18 protein-coding genes are annotated in these 18,062 nt (G+C 68.4%); 5 read left to right on the forward strand and 13 right to left on the reverse strand.

Features of this window, described 5'->3' with window-relative positions; translation table 11 throughout:
- Positions 1-225 precede the first annotated feature (225 nt).
- Together ACFYPA_RS29080 and ACFYPA_RS29085 are read right to left on the reverse strand one after the other, a co-directional pair.
- Positions 226-1,032, reverse strand: a complete 807-nt coding sequence (locus ACFYPA_RS29080; RefSeq protein WP_389135127.1) for a GPP34 family phosphoprotein — start codon at positions 1,030-1,032, stop codon at positions 226-228.
- Between the two features lie 149 nt (positions 1,033-1,181).
- Complete coding sequence (locus tag ACFYPA_RS29085; protein ID WP_389135130.1) at positions 1,182-1,448, reverse strand: hypothetical protein; 267 nt, start codon at positions 1,446-1,448, stop codon at positions 1,182-1,184.
- A gap of 409 nt (positions 1,449-1,857) precedes the next feature.
- On the opposite strand from ACFYPA_RS29085, the gene ACFYPA_RS29090 reads away from it, so the two are divergent.
- Together ACFYPA_RS29090 and ACFYPA_RS29095 are read left to right on the forward strand one after the other, a co-directional pair.
- The gene (locus tag ACFYPA_RS29090) at positions 1,858-2,976 is read left to right on the forward strand and encodes an NADAR family protein (RefSeq protein WP_389135133.1); all 1,119 of its coding nucleotides are present in this window, start codon (positions 1,858-1,860) and stop codon (positions 2,974-2,976) included.
- 181 nt (positions 2,977-3,157) lie between these two features.
- Positions 3,158-3,532 carry a transposase gene (locus tag ACFYPA_RS29095; RefSeq protein WP_389135136.1) on the forward strand — a complete coding sequence of 125 codons (375 nt, stop codon included), beginning with the start codon at positions 3,158-3,160 and terminating at the stop codon, positions 3,530-3,532.
- A 57-nt stretch (positions 3,533-3,589) separates the two neighbouring features.
- Here the strand turns inward: ACFYPA_RS29095 and ACFYPA_RS29100 are convergent, their stop codons facing one another.
- The 4 genes from ACFYPA_RS29100 to ACFYPA_RS29115 form a co-directional block, all read right to left on the reverse strand.
- The gene (locus ACFYPA_RS29100; protein WP_389135139.1) at positions 3,590-4,096 is read right to left on the reverse strand and encodes a hypothetical protein; all 507 of its coding nucleotides are present in this window, start codon (positions 4,094-4,096) and stop codon (positions 3,590-3,592) included.
- 592 nt (positions 4,097-4,688) lie between these two features.
- Positions 4,689-6,392 carry an FG-GAP repeat domain-containing protein gene (locus tag ACFYPA_RS29105; protein WP_389135142.1) on the reverse strand — a complete coding sequence of 568 codons (1,704 nt, stop codon included), beginning with the start codon at positions 6,390-6,392 and terminating at the stop codon, positions 4,689-4,691.
- A 101-nt stretch (positions 6,393-6,493) separates the two neighbouring features.
- Positions 6,494-8,047 carry a hypothetical protein gene (locus ACFYPA_RS29110; RefSeq protein WP_389135144.1) on the reverse strand — a complete coding sequence of 518 codons (1,554 nt, stop codon included), beginning with the start codon at positions 8,045-8,047 and terminating at the stop codon, positions 6,494-6,496.
- Between the two features lie 409 nt (positions 8,048-8,456).
- Complete coding sequence (locus ACFYPA_RS29115) at positions 8,457-9,377, reverse strand: SGNH/GDSL hydrolase family protein (RefSeq protein WP_389135306.1); 921 nt, start codon at positions 9,375-9,377, stop codon at positions 8,457-8,459.
- 316 nt (positions 9,378-9,693) lie between these two features.
- On the opposite strand from ACFYPA_RS29115, the gene ACFYPA_RS29120 reads away from it, so the two are divergent.
- Both ACFYPA_RS29120 and ACFYPA_RS29125 read left to right on the forward strand, forming a co-directional pair.
- Positions 9,694-9,879: a hypothetical protein gene (locus tag ACFYPA_RS29120; protein ID WP_389135147.1), complete on the forward strand. Its 186-nt coding sequence runs from the start codon at positions 9,694-9,696 to the stop codon at positions 9,877-9,879.
- A 222-nt stretch (positions 9,880-10,101) separates the two neighbouring features.
- Entirely contained in the window at positions 10,102-10,338 is a 237-nt protein-coding gene (locus ACFYPA_RS29125) for a hypothetical protein (RefSeq protein WP_389135150.1), read from the forward strand.
- Between the two features lie 284 nt (positions 10,339-10,622).
- On the opposite strand, the gene ACFYPA_RS29130 is transcribed toward ACFYPA_RS29125, so the two are convergent.
- From ACFYPA_RS29130 to ACFYPA_RS29150, 5 genes are all read right to left on the reverse strand, one after another.
- Entirely contained in the window at positions 10,623-11,201 is a 579-nt protein-coding gene (locus tag ACFYPA_RS29130) for a dienelactone hydrolase family protein (RefSeq protein WP_389135153.1), read from the reverse strand.
- Positions 11,202-11,371: 170 nt separating this feature from the next.
- Positions 11,372-11,983: a sugar O-acetyltransferase gene (locus tag ACFYPA_RS29135; RefSeq protein ID WP_389135156.1), complete on the reverse strand. Its 612-nt coding sequence runs from the start codon at positions 11,981-11,983 to the stop codon at positions 11,372-11,374.
- Between the two features lie 276 nt (positions 11,984-12,259).
- Positions 12,260-13,489: an RNA polymerase sigma factor gene (locus ACFYPA_RS29140; protein WP_389135158.1), complete on the reverse strand. Its 1,230-nt coding sequence runs from the start codon at positions 13,487-13,489 to the stop codon at positions 12,260-12,262.
- Positions 13,486-14,187, reverse strand: coding sequence for a YciI family protein (locus ACFYPA_RS29145; RefSeq protein ID WP_389135161.1), 702 nt, complete (start codon positions 14,185-14,187; stop codon positions 13,486-13,488). Before ACFYPA_RS29145 ends, ACFYPA_RS29140 begins: the two co-directional genes overlap by 4 nt.
- 105 nt (positions 14,188-14,292) lie before the next feature.
- Positions 14,293-14,436: a hypothetical protein gene (locus ACFYPA_RS29150; protein WP_389135164.1), complete on the reverse strand. Its 144-nt coding sequence runs from the start codon at positions 14,434-14,436 to the stop codon at positions 14,293-14,295.
- A 125-nt stretch (positions 14,437-14,561) separates the two neighbouring features.
- On the opposite strand from ACFYPA_RS29150, the gene ACFYPA_RS29155 reads away from it, so the two are divergent.
- Positions 14,562-15,020 carry an SMI1/KNR4 family protein gene (locus ACFYPA_RS29155; RefSeq protein WP_389135167.1) on the forward strand — a complete coding sequence of 153 codons (459 nt, stop codon included), beginning with the start codon at positions 14,562-14,564 and terminating at the stop codon, positions 15,018-15,020.
- Between the two features lie 763 nt (positions 15,021-15,783).
- Here the strand turns inward: ACFYPA_RS29155 and ACFYPA_RS29160 are convergent.
- Positions 15,784-16,182 carry a hypothetical protein gene (locus ACFYPA_RS29160; RefSeq protein ID WP_389135171.1) on the reverse strand — a complete coding sequence of 133 codons (399 nt, stop codon included), beginning with the start codon at positions 16,180-16,182 and terminating at the stop codon, positions 15,784-15,786.
- A 414-nt stretch (positions 16,183-16,596) separates the two neighbouring features.
- Positions 16,597-17,280, reverse strand: coding sequence for a hypothetical protein (locus ACFYPA_RS29165; protein ID WP_389135174.1), 684 nt, complete (start codon positions 17,278-17,280; stop codon positions 16,597-16,599).
- Between the last annotated feature and the right edge of the window lie 782 nt (positions 17,281-18,062).

Genomic DNA, 18,062 nt, shown 5'->3' on the forward strand with positions numbered 1-18,062 from the left:
GTGACGCAGTTCGGTTCCGAGTGCCGCTGTGGCACCAGTACGCGCCACGGTGACTCCTCAGCCCTTGGCGAGGTGAGCCCGCTTGTTGTCAACGGCCGTCCGTAGCCTTGCATCCTCGCTTTCGACCAGGCTGCCATACCCAATCCCAGCTTCGAAACGGACAATGACTCGCGAACAGCCCTCTCAGTGTCGGCAGCTGTTCCGTGCGCCTCCCGGCTGTCGGAGTCACCAGTCGGCGTGCCCGTCGCCGTGGTGGCCGGTGCCGCCTGCGCCGCCCTCGGACCAACCGCCGGAGTCCAAGCCGTGGCCAAGATCGTGGCCGCCGGTGGTGAAGTCAGCGTAGAGGTCGCCGAGCTCGCCGAGGAGTTGGCGGGTGAGGACGTCGGCGCCGGTGGTCAGTGCCGCAGCGAGCTCCACGTCGGCGACCGGTACCGCTCCAGCGGCTGCGGGGGTGAGACGGTGCGTTGTGGCGAGGGCGGTCATACGGCGGCGGTCGATGATGCCGCGCAGTCCAGGGTAGGCGGCTGGGGCGAGGCCCGCGGCCTGGGCAAGTACGGCGAGGGTGAGGTCGCGGTCAGCGGTGGACCTTGCGGAGCCGGAGCGGACCACGCTGTCGAGGCGGGTCAGTAGCGCCTGGCGGCGCGGCATGTCCAGAGAAAGAATGTCGGTGCGGGTACGGCCGCTGGAATCGCGCCACCGACGGACACGGACCGCCTTCTGGTCCTCCAGTCGGGAGAGGCACTCCACGGTCAGGGAGCGGGGTGTCCGGCGCAGCCAGTCCTTGAGGCGGGGCGGGGGAGTAGCTGCGCCGAGACCTTGGAGGACATTGTTCAGGCGACGGTCTTCGACAGGCCGGGTGTCCAACACCTCGATCCGTCGGCGCCCGACGGCGGTCCGTCCGGCCTGGCACAGATCCGACAACTCCGAGATTCGCAGGGCGTACCGAAGCCGATTGTCGCTTCGTATGCGTATGCGTATGCGCTGCCTGCCCGGGACCATCGCGAGTAGGAGTAGTTCATCCCCCGTAGTCATGCCTGCCAGGGTAGGCGCGGCGATCCGCGGAAGGGAGAGCTCGGCAGGATGCTTAGCGTGCTGCCTGTATCGGAGTGTCTGCCACGCGCCGGCTTCGATCTCCTGCGCAAACGGGTCCTGCTCCACTCGTGCAGCACAAGTCGGACCGCTCAACCGAGGAGCCCGAAGCCTTCCGGAAACCCTTCCAGAAACACCCGCCGCGCGGGGTCGGACTTGGCTGTGGCCATCGTTCTGAGCAGGCCGATCAGTTCGCTTTGTTGGTCGCTCGACAACTTGATGACCAGGTGGCCGGCACCCTCCAGAACCTTGACGGCATCGTCCGGATCCATCTGCTCGTCTTCACTGCCCTCGATGAACCACAAAACATCGACCAAGGCCGCGGCCAGGGCGTGAGTCAGAGACGAGTACACGGGCATGAAAGCGGTCTCCCAGCAGGTCAGGGCAGCAGAGTGCGGCCATCCCATCAGGATCACCGCACCCGTAGGCGCGGGACTGGGCGATGACTCTGATGCGTTCCAGCTCGTGGCCGTCCTGAGCAGTCGCAAGGGCTTCTTCGAGGCGATCGACTGCCCAGGGGCTGAGATCCCGGAGCGGCTGGTCGTCGTAAGTGTCGTTCATACGTCCTCGTTCCGGACGGCAGGAAGCCCGAGGCTGACGGTATCCGGAGAAGAACCTTCGGTCGGCGCGGATCACGGCAGACGGCCGAGCGTTCCACCCCGGTCGCCGGCCGGGCAGGAAGCGCGGCCACGGAACTCCGCGCCACTCCCATGATCGTCGCGCAGGCGATAGCGTGCGCCCATGACATGGCGGGGACCGACATATCGCATGGTGGACGGGGAAAGAATTGACGGGGCCTGGTGCCACATCTGGCGGCGTGGCCAACTGGGCGGTGACTACTACCTCGACGACTTGGTCGTCTTCGCGGACGGCGCGATCACCTGCGGAGAACATACGGATCTGACCGGCCTCGCGAGGAAGCTGGGATCGGGCCGATGGGTGGTGACCAACCCGGAGACACCACCGCTTCCCGACGCACCATCGAAGTGGGAGTCCCGCTGCGGCGAACCGCTGACACCGCAGGGATTCCTGCTGGAAGTCGCTGACCGTATCGAAGCACTCAACCAGCGACCAACTGCCGCGCAGCGCTGCTGGGATGCGATCCGATCTTTCCATCAGGAGCCGACCGAGCCCCACCGAGAGCTTTTGCGAGCGGCGTACCTGGAGGTTCCGCCGCATCTCCGGATCTACGTCCTCGGCGACATGGACCGTCAGGATCGCCCCTTGCGGATCTTGCTCACGGACATTGGCGAGGCCGTCGACGGCGATGGCCCGGTAGTGACAGCCAAGATGCATCAAGAGGCCCAGGACTACTTCGCCCGAGCGGTCAGGGGAATCCAGGACGAGCAGGAGCGGCAAGCCGTCCAGTATGCCGACGATCCCGCGGAACCCAACCGGCCAGCTCTGGTCTCCCGCGAAACCGTCTACCCGCAGGGATGGCCCGAGCAGCCGGGTCTGTTCATGCTCCGCAACGACTACCCCACACCGATCATGATCGCCGGCGACTCCTACGCCTCCGTACTGCACGGGTACTGGGCACTGCCGGCGGCCGACGCATCCGACAGAAGCAGAATCCGGGACGCGGCTTCCGGCAGAGAGGCGCATGACCTGGGCGGCCGGGCAACGCACCGCAGCGACTGGCCCGACGTCCGGCTCGCGGTCATGGCAGCACTGCTGCGCGCGAAGTTCACCCAGCACCCCGAACTCGCCCAGGTCCTCCTTTCCACAGGAGACGCCAGGATCAGCTACACCGGCCTCTCGGACTCACCCTTCTGGCGAGACATCCCCGACGACCGGGGCCGGAACTGGATGGGCCGCTTGCTCGAACTGACCCGCTCCGAACTGGCCGCCCAGCAACTACTCCGCCCCCGCAACCCGACTTGCTGACTGGCGAGTTCGTGCAGATCACGCGCTGGTTCATGGAAGCGGTCGTGGACCAGGCGGAACACTGCCGGGGCCCGGAAGCGGGGTAACCTGCAGAAGGAAAAGGAAGGAACCGCCGGGCGGTGTATTCACCGAGCCCGCTGATCACGGGCTCGGACGTTCGCGCGGCGGGTACACCACCAAGTTGCACCTGGCCGTCGAGCAGCGCCAAAAGCCCTTGCCGATCGTGGTCACGGCGGGACAGTGCAGGGACTCGCCGCAGTTCGAACCCGTGTTGGACAGGTCCGCGTGCCCGCATTGGGCCGGTCGGCTACGCGTCCGTCCCGCTCGAGTGCGGGCTGACAAGGCGTACGCCTCCTGCAAGAACCGCGCCTGCCTGCGTCGCCAGGGGTTCCGCTGCACCATCCTGGACGGGGCCGATCAGGCGCCCAGCCGTCAGAAGCTTGGCTCTCGCGGCGGCCGGCCGCCGCGCTTTGATCCAGCCGACTACCGCGAGCATCATGCGGTCGAGTGCGGGATCAACCGCCTCAAGAGGAACCGCGCTGTCGCCACGCGCTAGGACAGGCTGGCGGTCCGCTTTGAGGCGACTGTGCTGGTCGCAGCGATCAACGAATGGCTATGACCCTGTTTCGCGCGTCATCACGTAGGTGTTCCCGATGTCGGGATCGCCGTAGAAGAAGAACAGCTGCAACTCGTCGTTCTGATCGCGGTCCACGTAGAAGGACCATGCGTATGTCGACGGGGGTTCAGGAGTTGAGGTCGCGGTGACCGTCGAAGTGGAACGGCTCTCGACTTGGGTCCGGGCTGTCAGCGCGAGTCGGACGACCTGTCCGCCGTCGTCGTCGGTCAGTTGCCAGGTGCCCTTACCGGAGAGGCGCCAGCCGTCATCGAAGTCGAAGTCCTGCCCGTCGAGCCTTTCGAAGAGAGCTGTCCCGTCTTTGCGAAGCACCACGCGGGTCTCCTCGACGTTTTTCCATCCCCCAGCGACTTCGGCCGCCGTGGTGTCGTGGATGCCTGTTCCCTCGTAGTACTGATAGGGGTTGCACGCCGTCAGAGTAGCCAGAACCACCATCAAGCCGCTGAGGGTCGCCCCCCACGCACGCAGCCTGCTTCCGCCCGTCACCAGGTCCTCCCACCCTCAGCCCGCATCGGCCAACTGAGAGGAGCGGCCGTGGAGAGATACCCTGCCAGACCTGTTAAACGCGTTCAACTCTCCGACTGGAGAGTGACGCATACCGCCCGGGCTCGTCTGTCCAGCGCTGCCTGCAGCCACGAACGACCATCGGGACGAGGCGATGTCGCTGCCGAGTGCCACCGGGAGTTTGATCCCGGGGCCGCCGACCAGCCGGTCGCCTACCAACCCCCAAACGTCGCGCTGGCCTCCTCCAGCCACCGGTGATGCGGATCTGCACCGGCTTGCCGCCTCAGTTCGTTCACGATTCACGAAGTGAACCAACTGAAGTTGTGGGGAGCGAGGCTAAGCACGACTGGGGATACTGTTCGGGTGGTCTCAGACCCGATGACCGGGCCATGCTGCAAGCGAGAGACGAACATGGGCGCGGGCTCGGCGACGAGGGACACATTGCCCACCCGGTCCCGGAGGCCCGCGCGCTCAGCAGTGTGCCGGGTGGTGTAGCTGCCTGCGGTGTTGCGTTGGGCTGCCTGCGGTGAAGAGATCGCCGAGGCAGCCCATGAGCGTGGGGTCGGTCGCCTGTTCAGTTCAGGGTGTTGTAGGTGTTCCAGCCGCCGCCGATCCTGGTGCGGGCAGCGAATGGGGCGGCGGCCTTGCCGGTGCCGCGGTAGAGCCACAGCGTTCCCGCTGTGTCGCGGGCGACGGCATCGGGCTTGCCGTCAGCGGTCAGGTCACCAGTGGCGGTGAGCTGGTTGTAGGCGTTCCATCCACTGCCGATCTTGCTGCGGGTCGCGAAGGGGGCGGCGGCCTTGCCGGTGCCGCGGTAGAGCCACAGCGTCCCGGCCTTGTCACGGGCGATGAGGTCGGCCTTGCCGTCGCCTGTCAGGTCGGCGGTGCCCGCGAGCTGGCTGTAGGTGTTCCACCCGTTGCCGATCTTGGTGCGTGCGGCGAAGGGGGTGCTGGTGTTGCCGGTGCCGCGGTAGAGCCACAGCGTCCCGGCCTTGTCCCGGGCGATCAGGTCGTGGTTGCCGTCGGCGGTGAGGTCACCGGCCCCGGTGAGCTGGTTGTAGATGTTCCAGCCGCCGCCGATGCGGACCTTCGCCGCGAACGGGCCGCCGCTCTTGGCCCGGTAGTACCACAGGGCTCCCGAGGCGTCGCGGCCGACGAGGCCGCCGACGAGTTTGTCGGACGACCACGGTGCCAGTTTCGTGAGGGCGTTGTAGCCCTGCCATCCGCTGCTGACAAGGCTGCGGGAGCGGAACGGCGTAGCGCCGTTGCCGGTGCCCTGGTACAGCCACAGTTTGCCGACGGCATCACGGGCCATGACCGAGTACCGCTCCCGCACCGGAAGACCGTCGACGGCGAAGGAAGCGTCTGCCGTTATGTCGTCCTGGCCCCAGGAATACACCTGATAGGCGGCGTGGGCCTCGATACGCCAGCTCTCCGTGCCCGGCGCGGACGTAAGCGTGTAAGTGATGTCGGCGTCACCAGGCGTCAGCTCACACGCGACCAGAAGGACGCCCTGCGTCAGCGACTCACTTCGGTGGGTACAACTGGCGGACTCTCCTGACGTCACCGACGTGACGCGGATATCGACCCCGTGGCTGCTCCATCCGTACTGCTGGGGTCCGGGGCTGAACCACAGTTCGAGGTGTCCGCCGTCGACCGCGTGGACACGCAGTGTCTGGGGAGACGTCTTACCGGCCTCGATGTGGGGTGTGTTGAACGCGAGAGTGTTCTGGGCGACGTGCTCGGGCCTCTTCACGGTGAACGTCCCGGCGCCGTGTGTGCGGTCGGAGGGCGTGGCGCCGGCGGTCTGGGCGGCCTGCACGGCGGCGGTGAGGTCGGAACCGGCTGGTGCGTAGACAGCGCCGTAGTAGCCCGTTGTGTCGTGCGGTGTGTCCGCGGGGATGGTGACGACCGGAGCGGAATGGTCACGGTCGCCGCCGACACGGCAGAGGTACACGGCAGTGACCTGCGGCGCGGGCTTGCATATTTCCTGCGTCCCGAAGGTGAGCCCGGCAGGCAGGCCCGCGCCGTCACCTGCGGGGCCGGTCAGCGGCTTGGTGGCGAACGCGTAGACCATGGTGCCGTCCAGGACGGGCCCGGGCATGGCCGCGCCGGCCCCCCAGGTGCCATTCGGCCGCAGCACGACATTGTTCACGTGGACGATGGGCAACTCCTGGGCGGCTGCCGGGCCCGGAGTGATACCGGTGGCAGCTGCCACGATCGCACTGATGGATCCGCCGACGGCCGCTACGCGGCCGATGTGTTTGCGTCTGGGCATGCGCGTCCTCAATCAAGGAAAATGGGCGGCTGCGGAACTTGATGTCGCCGGGGGTTGTTCAGGGCTACGGCAAGGGAGGGAAGGTTGGGAGGACGCGGCGGTCACTGGGCCAGGTGCAGGACCCTCTCGCGCAGGGCACGTGCGGAGGAGGCTGCGGCTTCACGGTCCAGTCCGGGTTCGTTTAGTACGACGGTGGCGATGCTGCCCTTGTCTGCCCAGGAACAGGCTGTACTTGTGCCGCCGAGCGGACCCGCGTAGGTGACGCACCTCAGCCGGCCACCGAGCTGTCCCGGATCGGCGTTCCAGGCGTCTTTCGGGGTGTTGCCGACGTAGCGGAGTCCCTCTTCGAAGAACGTGCCGGCCTCGGCCGATGTCTCGTGGAAGTCGCCGGTGACACCGAAGACGACTGCGACAGGCATAAGCGCCTGGTCCGATTTCCCATACGCGTACGAGAACGTCTGGCCGTCGGCCGTGTTCCACACGCTGGCCATGGTGGATTCAAGACTTGCTTGAACAGGATGGCTCGTGAGCAGCGGGGCACCATGGAAGGCGGCTGGAGCCGATGTCGTGTAGCGCGGGTAGGACCGGTACTGGGCTTCGGACCAGTACAGGGACACGGCCACGGACGTCACGATCACGGCCGCAGTAGTGACAGTGACCAACCGCTCACGGCGAGAGGGCGCCGGACCAGACAGCAGTGGGGACAGCGGGGACGGTGGCAGGTGCCCGCTCGGTCCGTGCTCGGGGCCACCGCCCGGCTCGGGGGCACTCTCCGCCGCGATGTCTGTTCCCGGTTGTGGTTCTGCGACGCGTTCGGCGCCTGGCGGCGTGGCCAGCACTCGGCTCTCCGCCCGCCTGCGAGCGCCACGCAGCACAAACGAGAGCAGGCAGTGCGGAAGGCAGAGGGCCAGAGCGAGGAAGGGAACCCATGCCGGCAGGTGGAACGCTGGGCGGGCAAGAGCGATCGCGCTCACGAGCAACGCACACACGGACAGCGCGGCCAGTGGCGTCCGCAGGATCCGGACCAGCAGTCCCCTGCCGCGCCGGGCGAGCGCGGCAAGAGTCTCGGCACGAACCGCGAGTCGCAACTCGTGCGGAAGCAGCCGCGACTGCTCCTGCGTCAGCAGTACAGCGGCACTGAGACCCAGAACTTCCGCCAGCGCCTGGCGAGCATCGTGACGCTGCATCCGGGACGCAGACAGCATTCTCGCCCCCGCACCGAGGGAGAGCCGCCCCTGACCGGCTGCGGTCTGCTCGGCACGCAGCACCTGAGGCGAACCAGGAGCCACCGCGCGAAGCCGCTCCATCAGGCCAGGGCCACGGCCGTGACGGGCGGGGCGGTCGAAGGGATCACTGCGCAGGCACAGTTCGGCGTACCCGGCGAGCAGATCAAGATCGTCAGGAAACGCCGTCAGCCCCCGACGGTAGACCGCATCAGCCCGGTCGTCATGATCGTCTGCGTCCTCGGCCGAATGGGCGCGGCCCAGCACCGCGTACAGGGCAGAACTCGGCCCGAACCGCTCCAGCGCCTCTTGCGCCCCGGCTCTGGCAGCAGCGAACCGCCCGTCCACCAGAGCCGCTCGCGCCCGCAACGTCGCTGATTCCCGCTCGTCCTCTTCGGCGCGCACCGAAACGCACTCTGTGCCGTCCTGCATGTATGTCCCCACCCCTGGTGAACAGGCCGCTACGAAATCAGCCGCGCGTCACTATCACCCACACTCCTGAAGCGGGTCAACATATGACTCAGGGCAATGCGCCAGATCAGGAGAGGGGCGATGCCCTATTGGTCGTGCTGGAACGAGTCGGCTCCTCCGCCTAGCCCAGCCGCGCCACTGCCGGCACTGCGGTCTCCGGCTTCATTGGGTTGGCCCAACCTCACCGCCTGCACAGCAGACTTGTCCCGCCGGGTACGAGACCGCACGTACAAGTTGAGCAGCAAAGACGGCGGCGCGGCTGGCGTCAGGCCGCCAAGGGCTGGGCGATAACCGCATGGTGGTCGGAAGTGGTGCGTCCAACCCCGCCCTGCACCTCAGGGCCCGTGCTCCCGCCCGTCCGCGGAATGGGTCAGTGGTGCCCGGCACCCTTGCTGAGGGTCTTCAGGAGCGCCTGTGCCATGACTTCCTCGCCCTTCGCGTTGGGATGGGCCGGAGCGGCTGGCGCCGCGGGGCGCAGCGGCTCGATCCACCGGTCGGCGGGTGCCTTGCACATGTCGTGGCCCGCCGTCGGTCCGTACGTGTCCACGTAGTCGGCCCGGTTCAACAGCGCCACCGCGCGCAGCATCAGGTTGAGGCGCTTCTCCGTGTCCCGCAGGTACGGGAAGTCCTTCGCGGCGAAAGGGACGGTGGGGTAGCAGCCGGTGCCGTCATCGGGAAGGAGGTCCGGGTAGCCGACGACGACTACGCGCGCGTGAGGGGCCTTGTGGTGTACCTCCCGCAGTATGCGGGTGACCTTGGGCGCTGTCTGGATGATCTTCAGGGTCAACTGGTCGTAGCCTGCGGCGCTGTAATGCTGCTGACAGGGGTTGCCGGCGAGGTCCGTGGCGCTGAGGCCGGCGCAGGTGCCGATGATGGAGCCGAAGCCGACGTCGTTGCCGCCGATCTGCAGGGTCACGAGATCCGTGTCGCTCTTCACCGCGTCCAGCTGAGGTCCGTTGGTGCCCTGGGCCTGCCACATCTCGGCGGTCGTCGCACCGCCGCAGCTCACGTCGGTGAACGAGGTGGTGTGGAGCTCGCGCGCGGTGATCGAGGGGTAGTTATGGTCGGAACGGGCACAGTTGGCATCGACCTGTGTGGGTATCAGAGGGCCGGAAGTGTAGGAGTCGCCCAGCGCCACGTAGGTGGAGCGGGGTGCCCCGTGCGCATCCCGCAGCGCGGCCGAGGCCGTGCCGGTGAAGCCGACGGTGAGCGCGCAGCTGCTCAGCGCGGCCAGCGTGATGGCGGCGTGTCGCTTGAATACGGCCTCGCCCGGACGCGTCCAATGCATCATCATGCTCTCCCTGGAAATTCCGACGATCCGCGGCCCGGCAGCAGTGACCAGGGCGCACGCACGAGACGTCAGAAGGCACCCGGCGGCTCGTGCCCGGCGGAACCAACCTCGTCTGTATACCGGCCAGTAGGCTGAGAGACCAGTGATCGGACGAACTCCGCTCGGAGTGGTGCTCTCATCTCCCGCTCGTGTATCAGGCGGCCGACGCGAGCCCAGCTCGCGCGGCTGGGCTCACCGCAGCGCCCATGACCCGGCCCCCGCTCAGCATCTGATGCCAGTTACGTGCAGCTTCGTCGGCACGAGTGCCCTTTGGGCCTTGACCCCGAATCCTGGACGCGGGTGCCCCCTCGACTGGCAGGAAGCCGCCACCGAAGGCCCCGACTGGTATCACACCAGCGGGTCGGAGGCCGACTGGCACCAGCTCACGGACATCGAACACCACGCCGTCCCGGTCTCCGAAGATGTCACCGCCCTCCTCGCCCGGCTCCGCAGCCGGCTATAAAGACTGGCCACCGACACACCTCTTGCCGCACTCCGGGCCGTCGCCGCCCTCGAGTACCCCGTCGCCGAAGCCGCCCGTATCGCCGCCCGCAACATCCGCGCCGATGACCAGCCGTGGGACACCATCGCCACCCCTCGGCCTCACCGAATACGACGCCCGCATCCGCTTGCGCCGCTACGCCCGGCGCCCCTGAGCCGGCGCCCGGCTGGTGGTCGTTCGTTGGTGGCGTCTAGAGCGACGGCCGCGGCGCCCTCGCTGAAGTCGTCCTCCGCGAAGCCGCCGGCCGCCTCTCCGCCCCGCTGGAGGGAACGGCCCGCTGCGCCCAGAACCTGCCCGCCTCGTACGGGCCCCTTACACGCGGCCGGACAGCTCCGCCGCTACGAACGCAACGCCGACCACTTCCTCGCCTTCACCGGCATCGCCTGCACCCTCATCTACTACCGCAGGCTCGCCAAATGAGATGACTTCCTAACTCAGATCGCGCGGCTTGAGCGGGAGTTGAAGCGTGGTCCGCTCGCTCACGGCTGGGCGGATCAGCGCTGGACGCTGGCGCGGGTGAAGACGTTGATCGGGCGGTTGTTCCACGTCGGTTACACGGTGGAGGGCACATGGCGACTGTTGAAGCGGCACGACTGGTCGCGATGGCGCTCCCCGGCCGGATGGCGCTCAGGCCGAGCCCTGTGGAGGAGGCCACCGCCGAGCAGTAGCCCTCCCCGTTTCGCTCGCCCGCAGATGACGATCGGTCAGCGGAGGAAGTCCAGCACGCGGTGCCAGGTCAGCTCGGCGGCAGCGGGGTCGTGGTCGGGAAGCTCAAGGTCGGTGTAGAAGTGGCCGGCGCCCGGGTAGCGGAAGATCTCCCGTTGGATGCGCTTTGCCGCTGCCGCTGCTGCTGCCGCTGCCGCTCGACGGAGTGCGGCCACCTGCTCGGGCGGTGCGAAGTCGTCCGGTTCGGCCGCGTGCATCTGCATCCTGAGACCTGGGCGCGCGGATGCGGGGAGGGTGGCGGTGGCGTGCAGCAGAAGGACGCCGGCGGTGTCCGGGCGCTCGGGCCACAGGTCGGCGACGACGCCTGCGCCCATGGAGACGCCGATGAGCACGGTCCGGTCCGGCATGCCTGTGAGAGCCTGTCGGGCGCGATCGATGACTGTTTTCCAGCTCATCCGTTCGATCAGCTGGAATCCCTTGTCGACGGTGGCTGCGGTCCGGCGGTCGAAGAGGTCGGGCGTGACGACTTCGTGCCCGGCGCGTCGGAGTCGCTCGGCGGCGAGAAGCTCGACCTGGCGCAGGCCGAGAACCGAGTGGAACAACGCGATATGCGCCATGACTCCCTCATCGCATCCGAGTCGTCGGGCAGACGGTCGGCCGTGTCCGAAGCCGTCCGGGGCCGAGGCGGCGGTGAACCGTTCGCGTCCCAGCACACCTTGCCCGACCGGTGGCCGTGGGAGTGCGCGACGACAGTAGAGCTCGGCGTGCTTCTGCTCCGACCACCGGGTCAAACGACACCTGTCCCGGCAGTACGCGTGGTGTGGTCCTCGTCCGTGATGGCGCGGACCACCCGGCAAGGCATTCCGAGCGCGACGCTCATCGGGGGGATGCTGCGGCTGACGACGCTGCCGGCGCCGATGACCGACCCGTAGCCGATCCGGACCCCGGGCAGGACCACCACGTTGCTGCCGATCCACACCTTGTCCTCGATCACGATCGGTTCGGAGAACCGCCCGAAGTCAGCTCGGCGCGAGGGGTGCACCGGGTGTCCCGTCGTGGTCAGCGTCACGCTCGGGGCGATCAGGACCCCGTTGCCTATGTGGATGTCCACGTCGTCGACGAAGGTCAGATTCACGTTCCCGAAAAAGTCGTCGCCGATGTGGACGTGGGAGCCGAACCCGGCATGGAACGGCGGCAACAGCACGGTGCTCTCACCGACGGAGCCGAAAATCGCGACGAGCAACGACCGACGCCGCTCGATTTCGCTCGGAGGCGTTCGGTTGTACTCGAAAATCTGCTCCGTACGGCGGAGAGGGGCCTGGAAGGCCGCTTCGGACTCCGTGTAGACGAGCCCCTCGGCGATCCGGGCGAGGACTTCTTCGTGGTGAGCATCGGTCACAGCGGGATGTTCCCCTCATCTGATTCTGCGTGTCGGCCCCAGACGTGCGTCTGTCGCGTGCGTGTCCTGAGGCTCGTGCTGGACAAGATCATCGTCACGGCCGAGGAAGCGGTTTTCCAGGCGGTGACCACGGATGACGGCTGGTGATGTGCCCGCGTCGTCTCACTCGGACGGTTCCGGACCTGGCCCGGATCGCCGCCCAACCGGAGCGGAGGCGGGAGGACGAGGGCCGGGCACGCGTCGTCCGCGGGGCGTGGACGTCCTGCTGAGGGCACGTCAACGACGCAGTCCGCACTCGACGGCCCGCAGCGTGTACTCCCGGGCGATCGCCCCGTTCGGGGCGAGGGCCGTCGCGGTCCGGTAGGTCTCCGCGGCCTCGCAGGTACGGCCGAGGCGGCGCAGCGCGTCCGCGCGGACGGCAGGCAGGACGTGGTTGCCGGTCAGCTCCTTGAACGCGCCCAGGGCGTCGACGGCGTCCAACTGCGCTTGCGGACCGTCGCGCATCCCGAGAGCGACGGCGCGGTTCAGGGCGACGACCGGGTTCGTACGCAGCGCGAGGAGCCGGTCGTACAAGGCTACGATCGCCGCCCAGTCGGTCGAGGCGGCTGCCGGGGCGAGGGCGTGCTGCGCGGCGATCGCCGCCTGGAGCGCGTAGGGGCCGCCGGCCGTGGCCGCCTCACGGGAGAGCGCCGCGCCCTCCGTGATGAGTGCGCGGTCCCAGCGCGTCCGGTCCTGGTGCTGCAGCGTGACCAGCCCGCCGTCCTCGTCGAGCCGGGCGGCGCGCCTGGAGTGCTGGAGCAGCAGGAGCGCGAGCAGCCCTCGCGCCTCCGGCTCCTTGGGCGCATCGGCGGCGACGAGCCGGGCGAGCCGGACGGCCTCCTCGGCGAGGGAGTCCCGGACCGTGGCGCCGTCGCTGGGCGCGTACCCCTCGGTGAACACGAGGTAGATGACGGCGAGGACCCCGTCCAGCCGTTCGGCCCGCGCCCCGGGCGGCGGCACCCGGTAGGGGATGCCGGCCGCCGCTATCTTGCGCTTCGCGCGCAGGATTCGCTGCGACACGGTGTTCTCGCCGACCAGGAAGGCGCGGGCGATCTCGCGCGTGGTGAGGCCGCCGACCGCCCGGAGGGTCAACGCCACCCGGGATTCGAGGGGGAGCGCCGGGTGGCAGCAGGCGAACACCAGCCGGAGCCTCTCGTCTCCGGGCAGCGGCGGTTCGCGGCCCGCCTCGGCCGCGGCGACCTCGGCGAGCTTGCCGCGTTCGGTCGTCTGGCGGCGCAGCACGTCCAGGGCGCGGCGCCGGGCGGCGGTCACCAGCCATGCCCCCGGTTTGCGCGGCACCCCGTCGCGCTCCCAGGCCGGCAGGGCGCGGGCGAACGCCTCCTGTGCGCAGTCCTCGGCCAGCTCCCAGTCGCCGGTCAGGCGCACGATCGTGCCGAAGACGACGCCCCACTCGCCGCGATGCGCCTCGGCGAGGGCTGCCCGCACCTCTGCCGGCCCGGTTCTCACGAGAAGTCCGTCCAGAACTCGCGCAGTTCGGCGACCCCGGACCGCGCCATGGGACAGCGGGAGAGGTAGTCGACCGCTTCGTCCCACTCGCCGTCGATGAACACGAGGCCGGACACCCATTCGGGCAGGTCCGCGTACGCGCCGTCGGTGATCAGCAGTTCGCCTCCGCGGCGCCGCACGAGTGTGGCGTCCTGGACGGAACACAGGTGCTCGCCGCCGAGGTAGTGGCCGGAGGCGAGACCGTCGCGGACCCACTCGGCCACCGCGGCGGGATCGGGGGCGAAGGGCGGCGCGCCCGGGTCCGTCCGCAGGATCCCGAGGAAGCGCGAGGCGGGCGCGTCGCCCTCGTGCGGGGGGTTCCCTGTGCCCGGTCCGAGATCGAGCGGTGCGACCGGCCGTATCTCGATGCGACCCCCGGTCGCCATCGGGTGCGAGGCAGCGACCTCGATCGCCTCATCCAGGTCGGCGGCTTCCACGAGGTCGTACCCGGCGATCCACTCGGTGGTCTCGGCGAACGGGCCGTCGGTGACCAGCACACGGTCCCCGCGGACGCGGACCGTCCTGGTCTCGGCGACCGGCTTGAGGGGCATCCCCTCGACACGGACGCCGCGATCGTTCCACTTCTCGACCCACGCCTCCGGGCTCTCCTCGGTCGGCTCTCCAGCGGGATCGGTTGCGACGAACAACACGTACTTCATGTCTGTTCTCCTTACGAAGGTTTCACGAGGACGACGAAGGGCGTCGGCCGAATCCGACAGCGCGGCGAGGATACTGAACTTGGATGTGGGTCGGCTTGATCGTGGTCAGCTGCCTATCGTCAGGCCGGTGCCCATGAGGCAGCCCTCGATGAGGTGCGGTTGATACTGGGTCTTTTTGAGGCTGCGCTTCACGGCGGCGGCGAGCTGGTCAAGGTTCGCGGCGGCGAGGATACCGATCGGCCGTTTCACCGGAGACCAGATGCCTTGCTGCGGATTGAGGTCAGGCGCGTAGGACGGGAAGTGGAAGACGGTCAGCCAGTCCTCGTTCGCTGCGGTCGCGATGGCGTGAGGAGATCACGGATGCGGTGAGCCCGATGGTTTCGACCTTCGAGGAGACGCACGGCTTCGCGCCCGGCTGCAATGAAGTTCGCGTTGCCGATCAGGACGATCGTTGTGCCGCCCGTGACTACGCCCGGGAGTCTCCGGGAATCGATGATCTGCTGACGTTCTACGAGTCCATCGGGGAGGTCGTCCTGTCAGATGTGGGCAATGGCTACTTCATCCACTCGGCACGCGATGTTCTGCACCGGCTCGCAGAGGAAGGCTATGTCTTCATCCCAGAGGCTGATGATTTTCACGGCATGGTGATCGGCTCGGACGGAGGGGGCATCCTGTTCGTCGCCGACTGGGGCGGCGCGATCCACCGGTCCCGGACGGCTTCCCTGGACGAGGCGGAGTTCGACAGGGTCGCCGATGACCTGCCGGAGTTCCTTGATCTCCTCCGCAGGTCCGTAGCCCGATTCGTGGAAACGGGTGAGCCCGGCTACCTGTAGGCACTATCGGCTGTGGTCACCGGGGGCGTATCGGCTCCAGGTTCCGCCAGCTTCAGTGACCAGGCGGGTGGCGGTCTTGTCGTGGTAGCCGAGGGCGTTTGCGATGACGGGTGCCGGGGCCTGGAGGACAAGGTGCCGGATCGCAGAGGTCCTTCCGCGCTGCGGTGGGACGCCCACTTTGCGGAGGGGGGTTGCAGGCTGGCAGGGTTCATAAGTTGCCCTGGTTGACGGCCGGGGAAGAGCCACCGGGAGCTCCTGCTGCTGGCGTAGGTCGGGTGTTGGTGAGAAGCGAGGTAGGAGCGCATCAAGTCGGCGACGGGCTCCGGGAGTGGGGCGGGCGGGTCTCCGAGGCGGACGGTGACGGTGGTCCCGTCGTCGGTGACGTCGTCGAGGGTGAGGCCGACGATGCGGGTGACGGATTGTGCATGGAGGAGAACGAGAGCTGCGGCGACGCGAGTCCGCCAGGGCAGGGAGTCGTCGTTGAGGGCTGGCCGGAGCATGACCAGTCGGCGGTACTAGGGCGTGTTTCGAAAGTCCCGCCTGTCCGGCGACGCCTGGCACGCACGCTCGCCGCGTTGTCGGGATCACCCCGATACACCCAGTATCGGGGCGACCCTCCGCCTTGCGATCGCACGCACCGGACGCCGCCGGACCCGCCCTCCGGGCGGACGGCGCTACTTTCGAAACACGCCCCAGTGCAGGGGTGCCTGATCCTGATTGGTGTCCTGGGGCAGCAGCGTGAGGTGGGGCATCCGGCCGGTCTTCATGCACCAGCGCAGGAATGTCTGAGCAGGGCGAAGGGTGGCCAGCTTTTCGGTGTGCCAGGCGTCGAGGTCGGCCTGTCCGCAGTGCGCAATGGGGCCGCTTCGATCGGCGAGCCAGGCGAGGAAAGCGCCAGCCTGGGCGCTTCCAGGAAGAGGACGAGGGCGTAGGGGTAGTCGTCGGTGTGGCCGCCGTGGGCGTCACCCTCCTGATGGAGGATGTTGAGGACGTGGCGTTCCACCGGGTCCGGCACCGGGGCTACCGCCTGGCCGGTCAAACAGCTCAGCAGCGAGGTGAGTTCGTCGTCGGCGTGCAGGCGGGGGACCAGCTGGGACTTCTCGGCGATCACGTGACCGCCGAGGGTGGTCATATTGCGCGGTGAGCCGTCCATGCAGGTCATGGACCGCTCGCGCGGAGAGCACGTCGGCTTGGTCGTCCCGCTTCTCATCGGTGCAGGCTCACCTCCGCGCGAGCGGAGGTGAACCGCACCTCGAGATCGAGGCCAACGAGGGCCGGCTCCCGCGTCGCCCCGGAGTGTGGCGGAGCACGGCCTGAGGATGCTGGTGAAGCCCAGCGTGTTGCCGCCCATGCCGCCCACGACCAGGTGGGTGTCGTCCTTGAGCGCATCCTGCTGTGCCGGCACCGTCCCGCCGCCGAGCATCGGCTGCTCATTCCAGAAGTGCTCGACTAGTGCGCCTCCGCAGGAGACGTCCGACTGGACGTTGAGCGGGATGCCCTTGTCCGCCAGGCTCCGGGTGGCGACGGCGGGATAGTTCTCCGTGGCCTGGAAGCACCAGCGCCTTCGCGCCCGCGGTCAGCGGCGGGCCGGACGGGCGCAGCGTACGTTCCCGGAGGTGACTGCGTTCCGGGGGAGGGCGAGGCCGAAGGCCCGTTCCAGTCCTTCGAGGAACAGCGCGATGTTGTCCGTCCAGTTGCCTGCCTTCTCCGCGATGCGGAGGTGCAGGTTGAGGAAGGACAGTGGCGCTTCCGGGGCGAACGGCGTCTCCCCCGGGGTGTACCAGATGAGCTCGTACATGTCCCGCCGGTCTTCGGCGCCGTCCTCGATCGGGAAGGGGTTCTGGTACACCCCGTCCTCGGAGTAGCTGAAGGCGTAAATGGCCTTGGCCATGGTCGCGCCGAGCGTGATCTGCTGCTCGGGAGACGGGTCGAGGGAGCGCGAGAAGGCATGGTCGAAGTCGTGGTAGCCCAGCCACGTCCAGCCGTTCTCCTCCCCGAAGGCCAGCACGCGGGTGAGGTCGTCGGTGCCTTCCCGTGCGTCACGCTCCTCCACCTGGTGGAGCAGCAGCCCGTCGGCGATGTCCTGCGCGTCTGCCCCGTAAGCGAGGGCGGCGTCCTCGGCGGTCAGCCCCTTGATGAACACGAGTTCCGTGAAGGGCTCTTGGCGCCGCCAACTGCCGGCGATCCACGCCACACCGTCGCCCATCGGGCCCTGGCGGGCGAGGAACTCCTCGAACGCGGCCGCCTGCTTCGGGGGCATGTAGCCCTGGCGGGCCGTGCGCGCCCTGTCCTCCAGCCAGTCGAGCTCCGCCGGACCTCAGCTCGGCCACGACCACCCGGTCCCGCACGAAGGTCATCCGCCCGCCGTCAGCGTGCACGTACCGGATGTACGGGCCCTGCGGGTCCGGGCCGAACGGGTGCCCCTGCCCCGATCCGGATCTGGGCCGGTGTCGCGCTCCGTCGTGGGCCCGTTGGGCAAAGTGTTCCAGCTCGGCGATTTCCGCCGCGGGGAGGAGCATACTCGTCGGCTCGCCGCCGCCGAAGACACACACCCGCTCGCCGGTCGCCTCGACGCGACCGATGAGACCCGCGAAGTCTGCTACGGCGTCGCTCAGTTCAACGTTGTCCATACGAGGGGACATTACTGGCGGCGATGCGGCGGCCGGGCCGGGGGCGGGTTCTGAACCGCCTCTGCACCACAGAGCGTCACTGCTGCGCGTCCTGACTCGCCAACAAGCGGTCAGCAGACGAAATCCACGAAACACGGTCACCTGGGGCTTCGAAACCTCGCCGCACCAACGGGAGGACGTACCCGTTCCGGCAGCGCCACCGCAGTACCCGCTCCAAGCGCTTCCCGCTGCTGTATGTCGGGCAGGCGGGCAAGGAGGAGCACCTGCTCGCCAGCCGCCGCCAGGCGCTCGCCGCCGACGCCCGGGGCATCGCCGTCGCGGTGTGGGTGAACACCATGCCCCGGCTGCAGCGCGGGTACGAGATCGGTGTCGACGACGCGGACCGGCGCCGTCAGCGCCATCCCGAGCCCGC

The organism is Streptomyces sp. NPDC005775, from assembly GCF_042871565.1.
Classification (GTDB): Bacteria; Actinomycetota; Actinomycetes; order Streptomycetales; family Streptomycetaceae; genus Streptomyces.

Bases quoted from the DNA above. Each gene is read 5' to 3' on its own strand.
- ACFYPA_RS29130 (WP_389135153.1), bottom strand. From the start codon at position 11,201: ATGGCGCATATCGCGTTGTTCCACTCGGTTCTCGGCCTGCGCCAGGTC.
- ACFYPA_RS29145 (WP_389135161.1), bottom strand. From the start codon at position 14,187: ATGAAGTACGTGTTGTTCGTCGCAACCGATCCCGCTGGAGAGCCGACC.
- ACFYPA_RS29105 (WP_389135142.1), bottom strand. From the start codon at position 6,392: ATGCCCAGACGCAAACACATCGGCCGCGTAGCGGCCGTCGGCGGATCC.
- ACFYPA_RS29090 (WP_389135133.1), top strand. From the start codon at position 1,858: ATGGTGGACGGGGAAAGAATTGACGGGGCCTGGTGCCACATCTGGCGG.
- ACFYPA_RS29115 (WP_389135306.1), bottom strand. From the start codon at position 9,377: ATGATGCATTGGACGCGTCCGGGCGAGGCCGTATTCAAGCGACACGCC.
- ACFYPA_RS29080 (WP_389135127.1), bottom strand. From the start codon at position 1,032: ATGACTACGGGGGATGAACTACTCCTACTCGCGATGGTCCCGGGCAGG.
- ACFYPA_RS29155 (WP_389135167.1), top strand. From the start codon at position 14,562: ATGGTTTCGACCTTCGAGGAGACGCACGGCTTCGCGCCCGGCTGCAAT.
- ACFYPA_RS29085 (WP_389135130.1), bottom strand. From the start codon at position 1,448: ATGCCCGTGTACTCGTCTCTGACTCACGCCCTGGCCGCGGCCTTGGTC.
- ACFYPA_RS29165 (WP_389135174.1), bottom strand. From the start codon at position 17,280: ATGCCCCCGAAGCAGGCGGCCGCGTTCGAGGAGTTCCTCGCCCGCCAG.
- ACFYPA_RS29160 (WP_389135171.1), bottom strand. From the start codon at position 16,182: ATGACCTGCATGGACGGCTCACCGCGCAATATGACCACCCTCGGCGGT.
- ACFYPA_RS29110 (WP_389135144.1), bottom strand. From the start codon at position 8,047: ATGCAGGACGGCACAGAGTGCGTTTCGGTGCGCGCCGAAGAGGACGAG.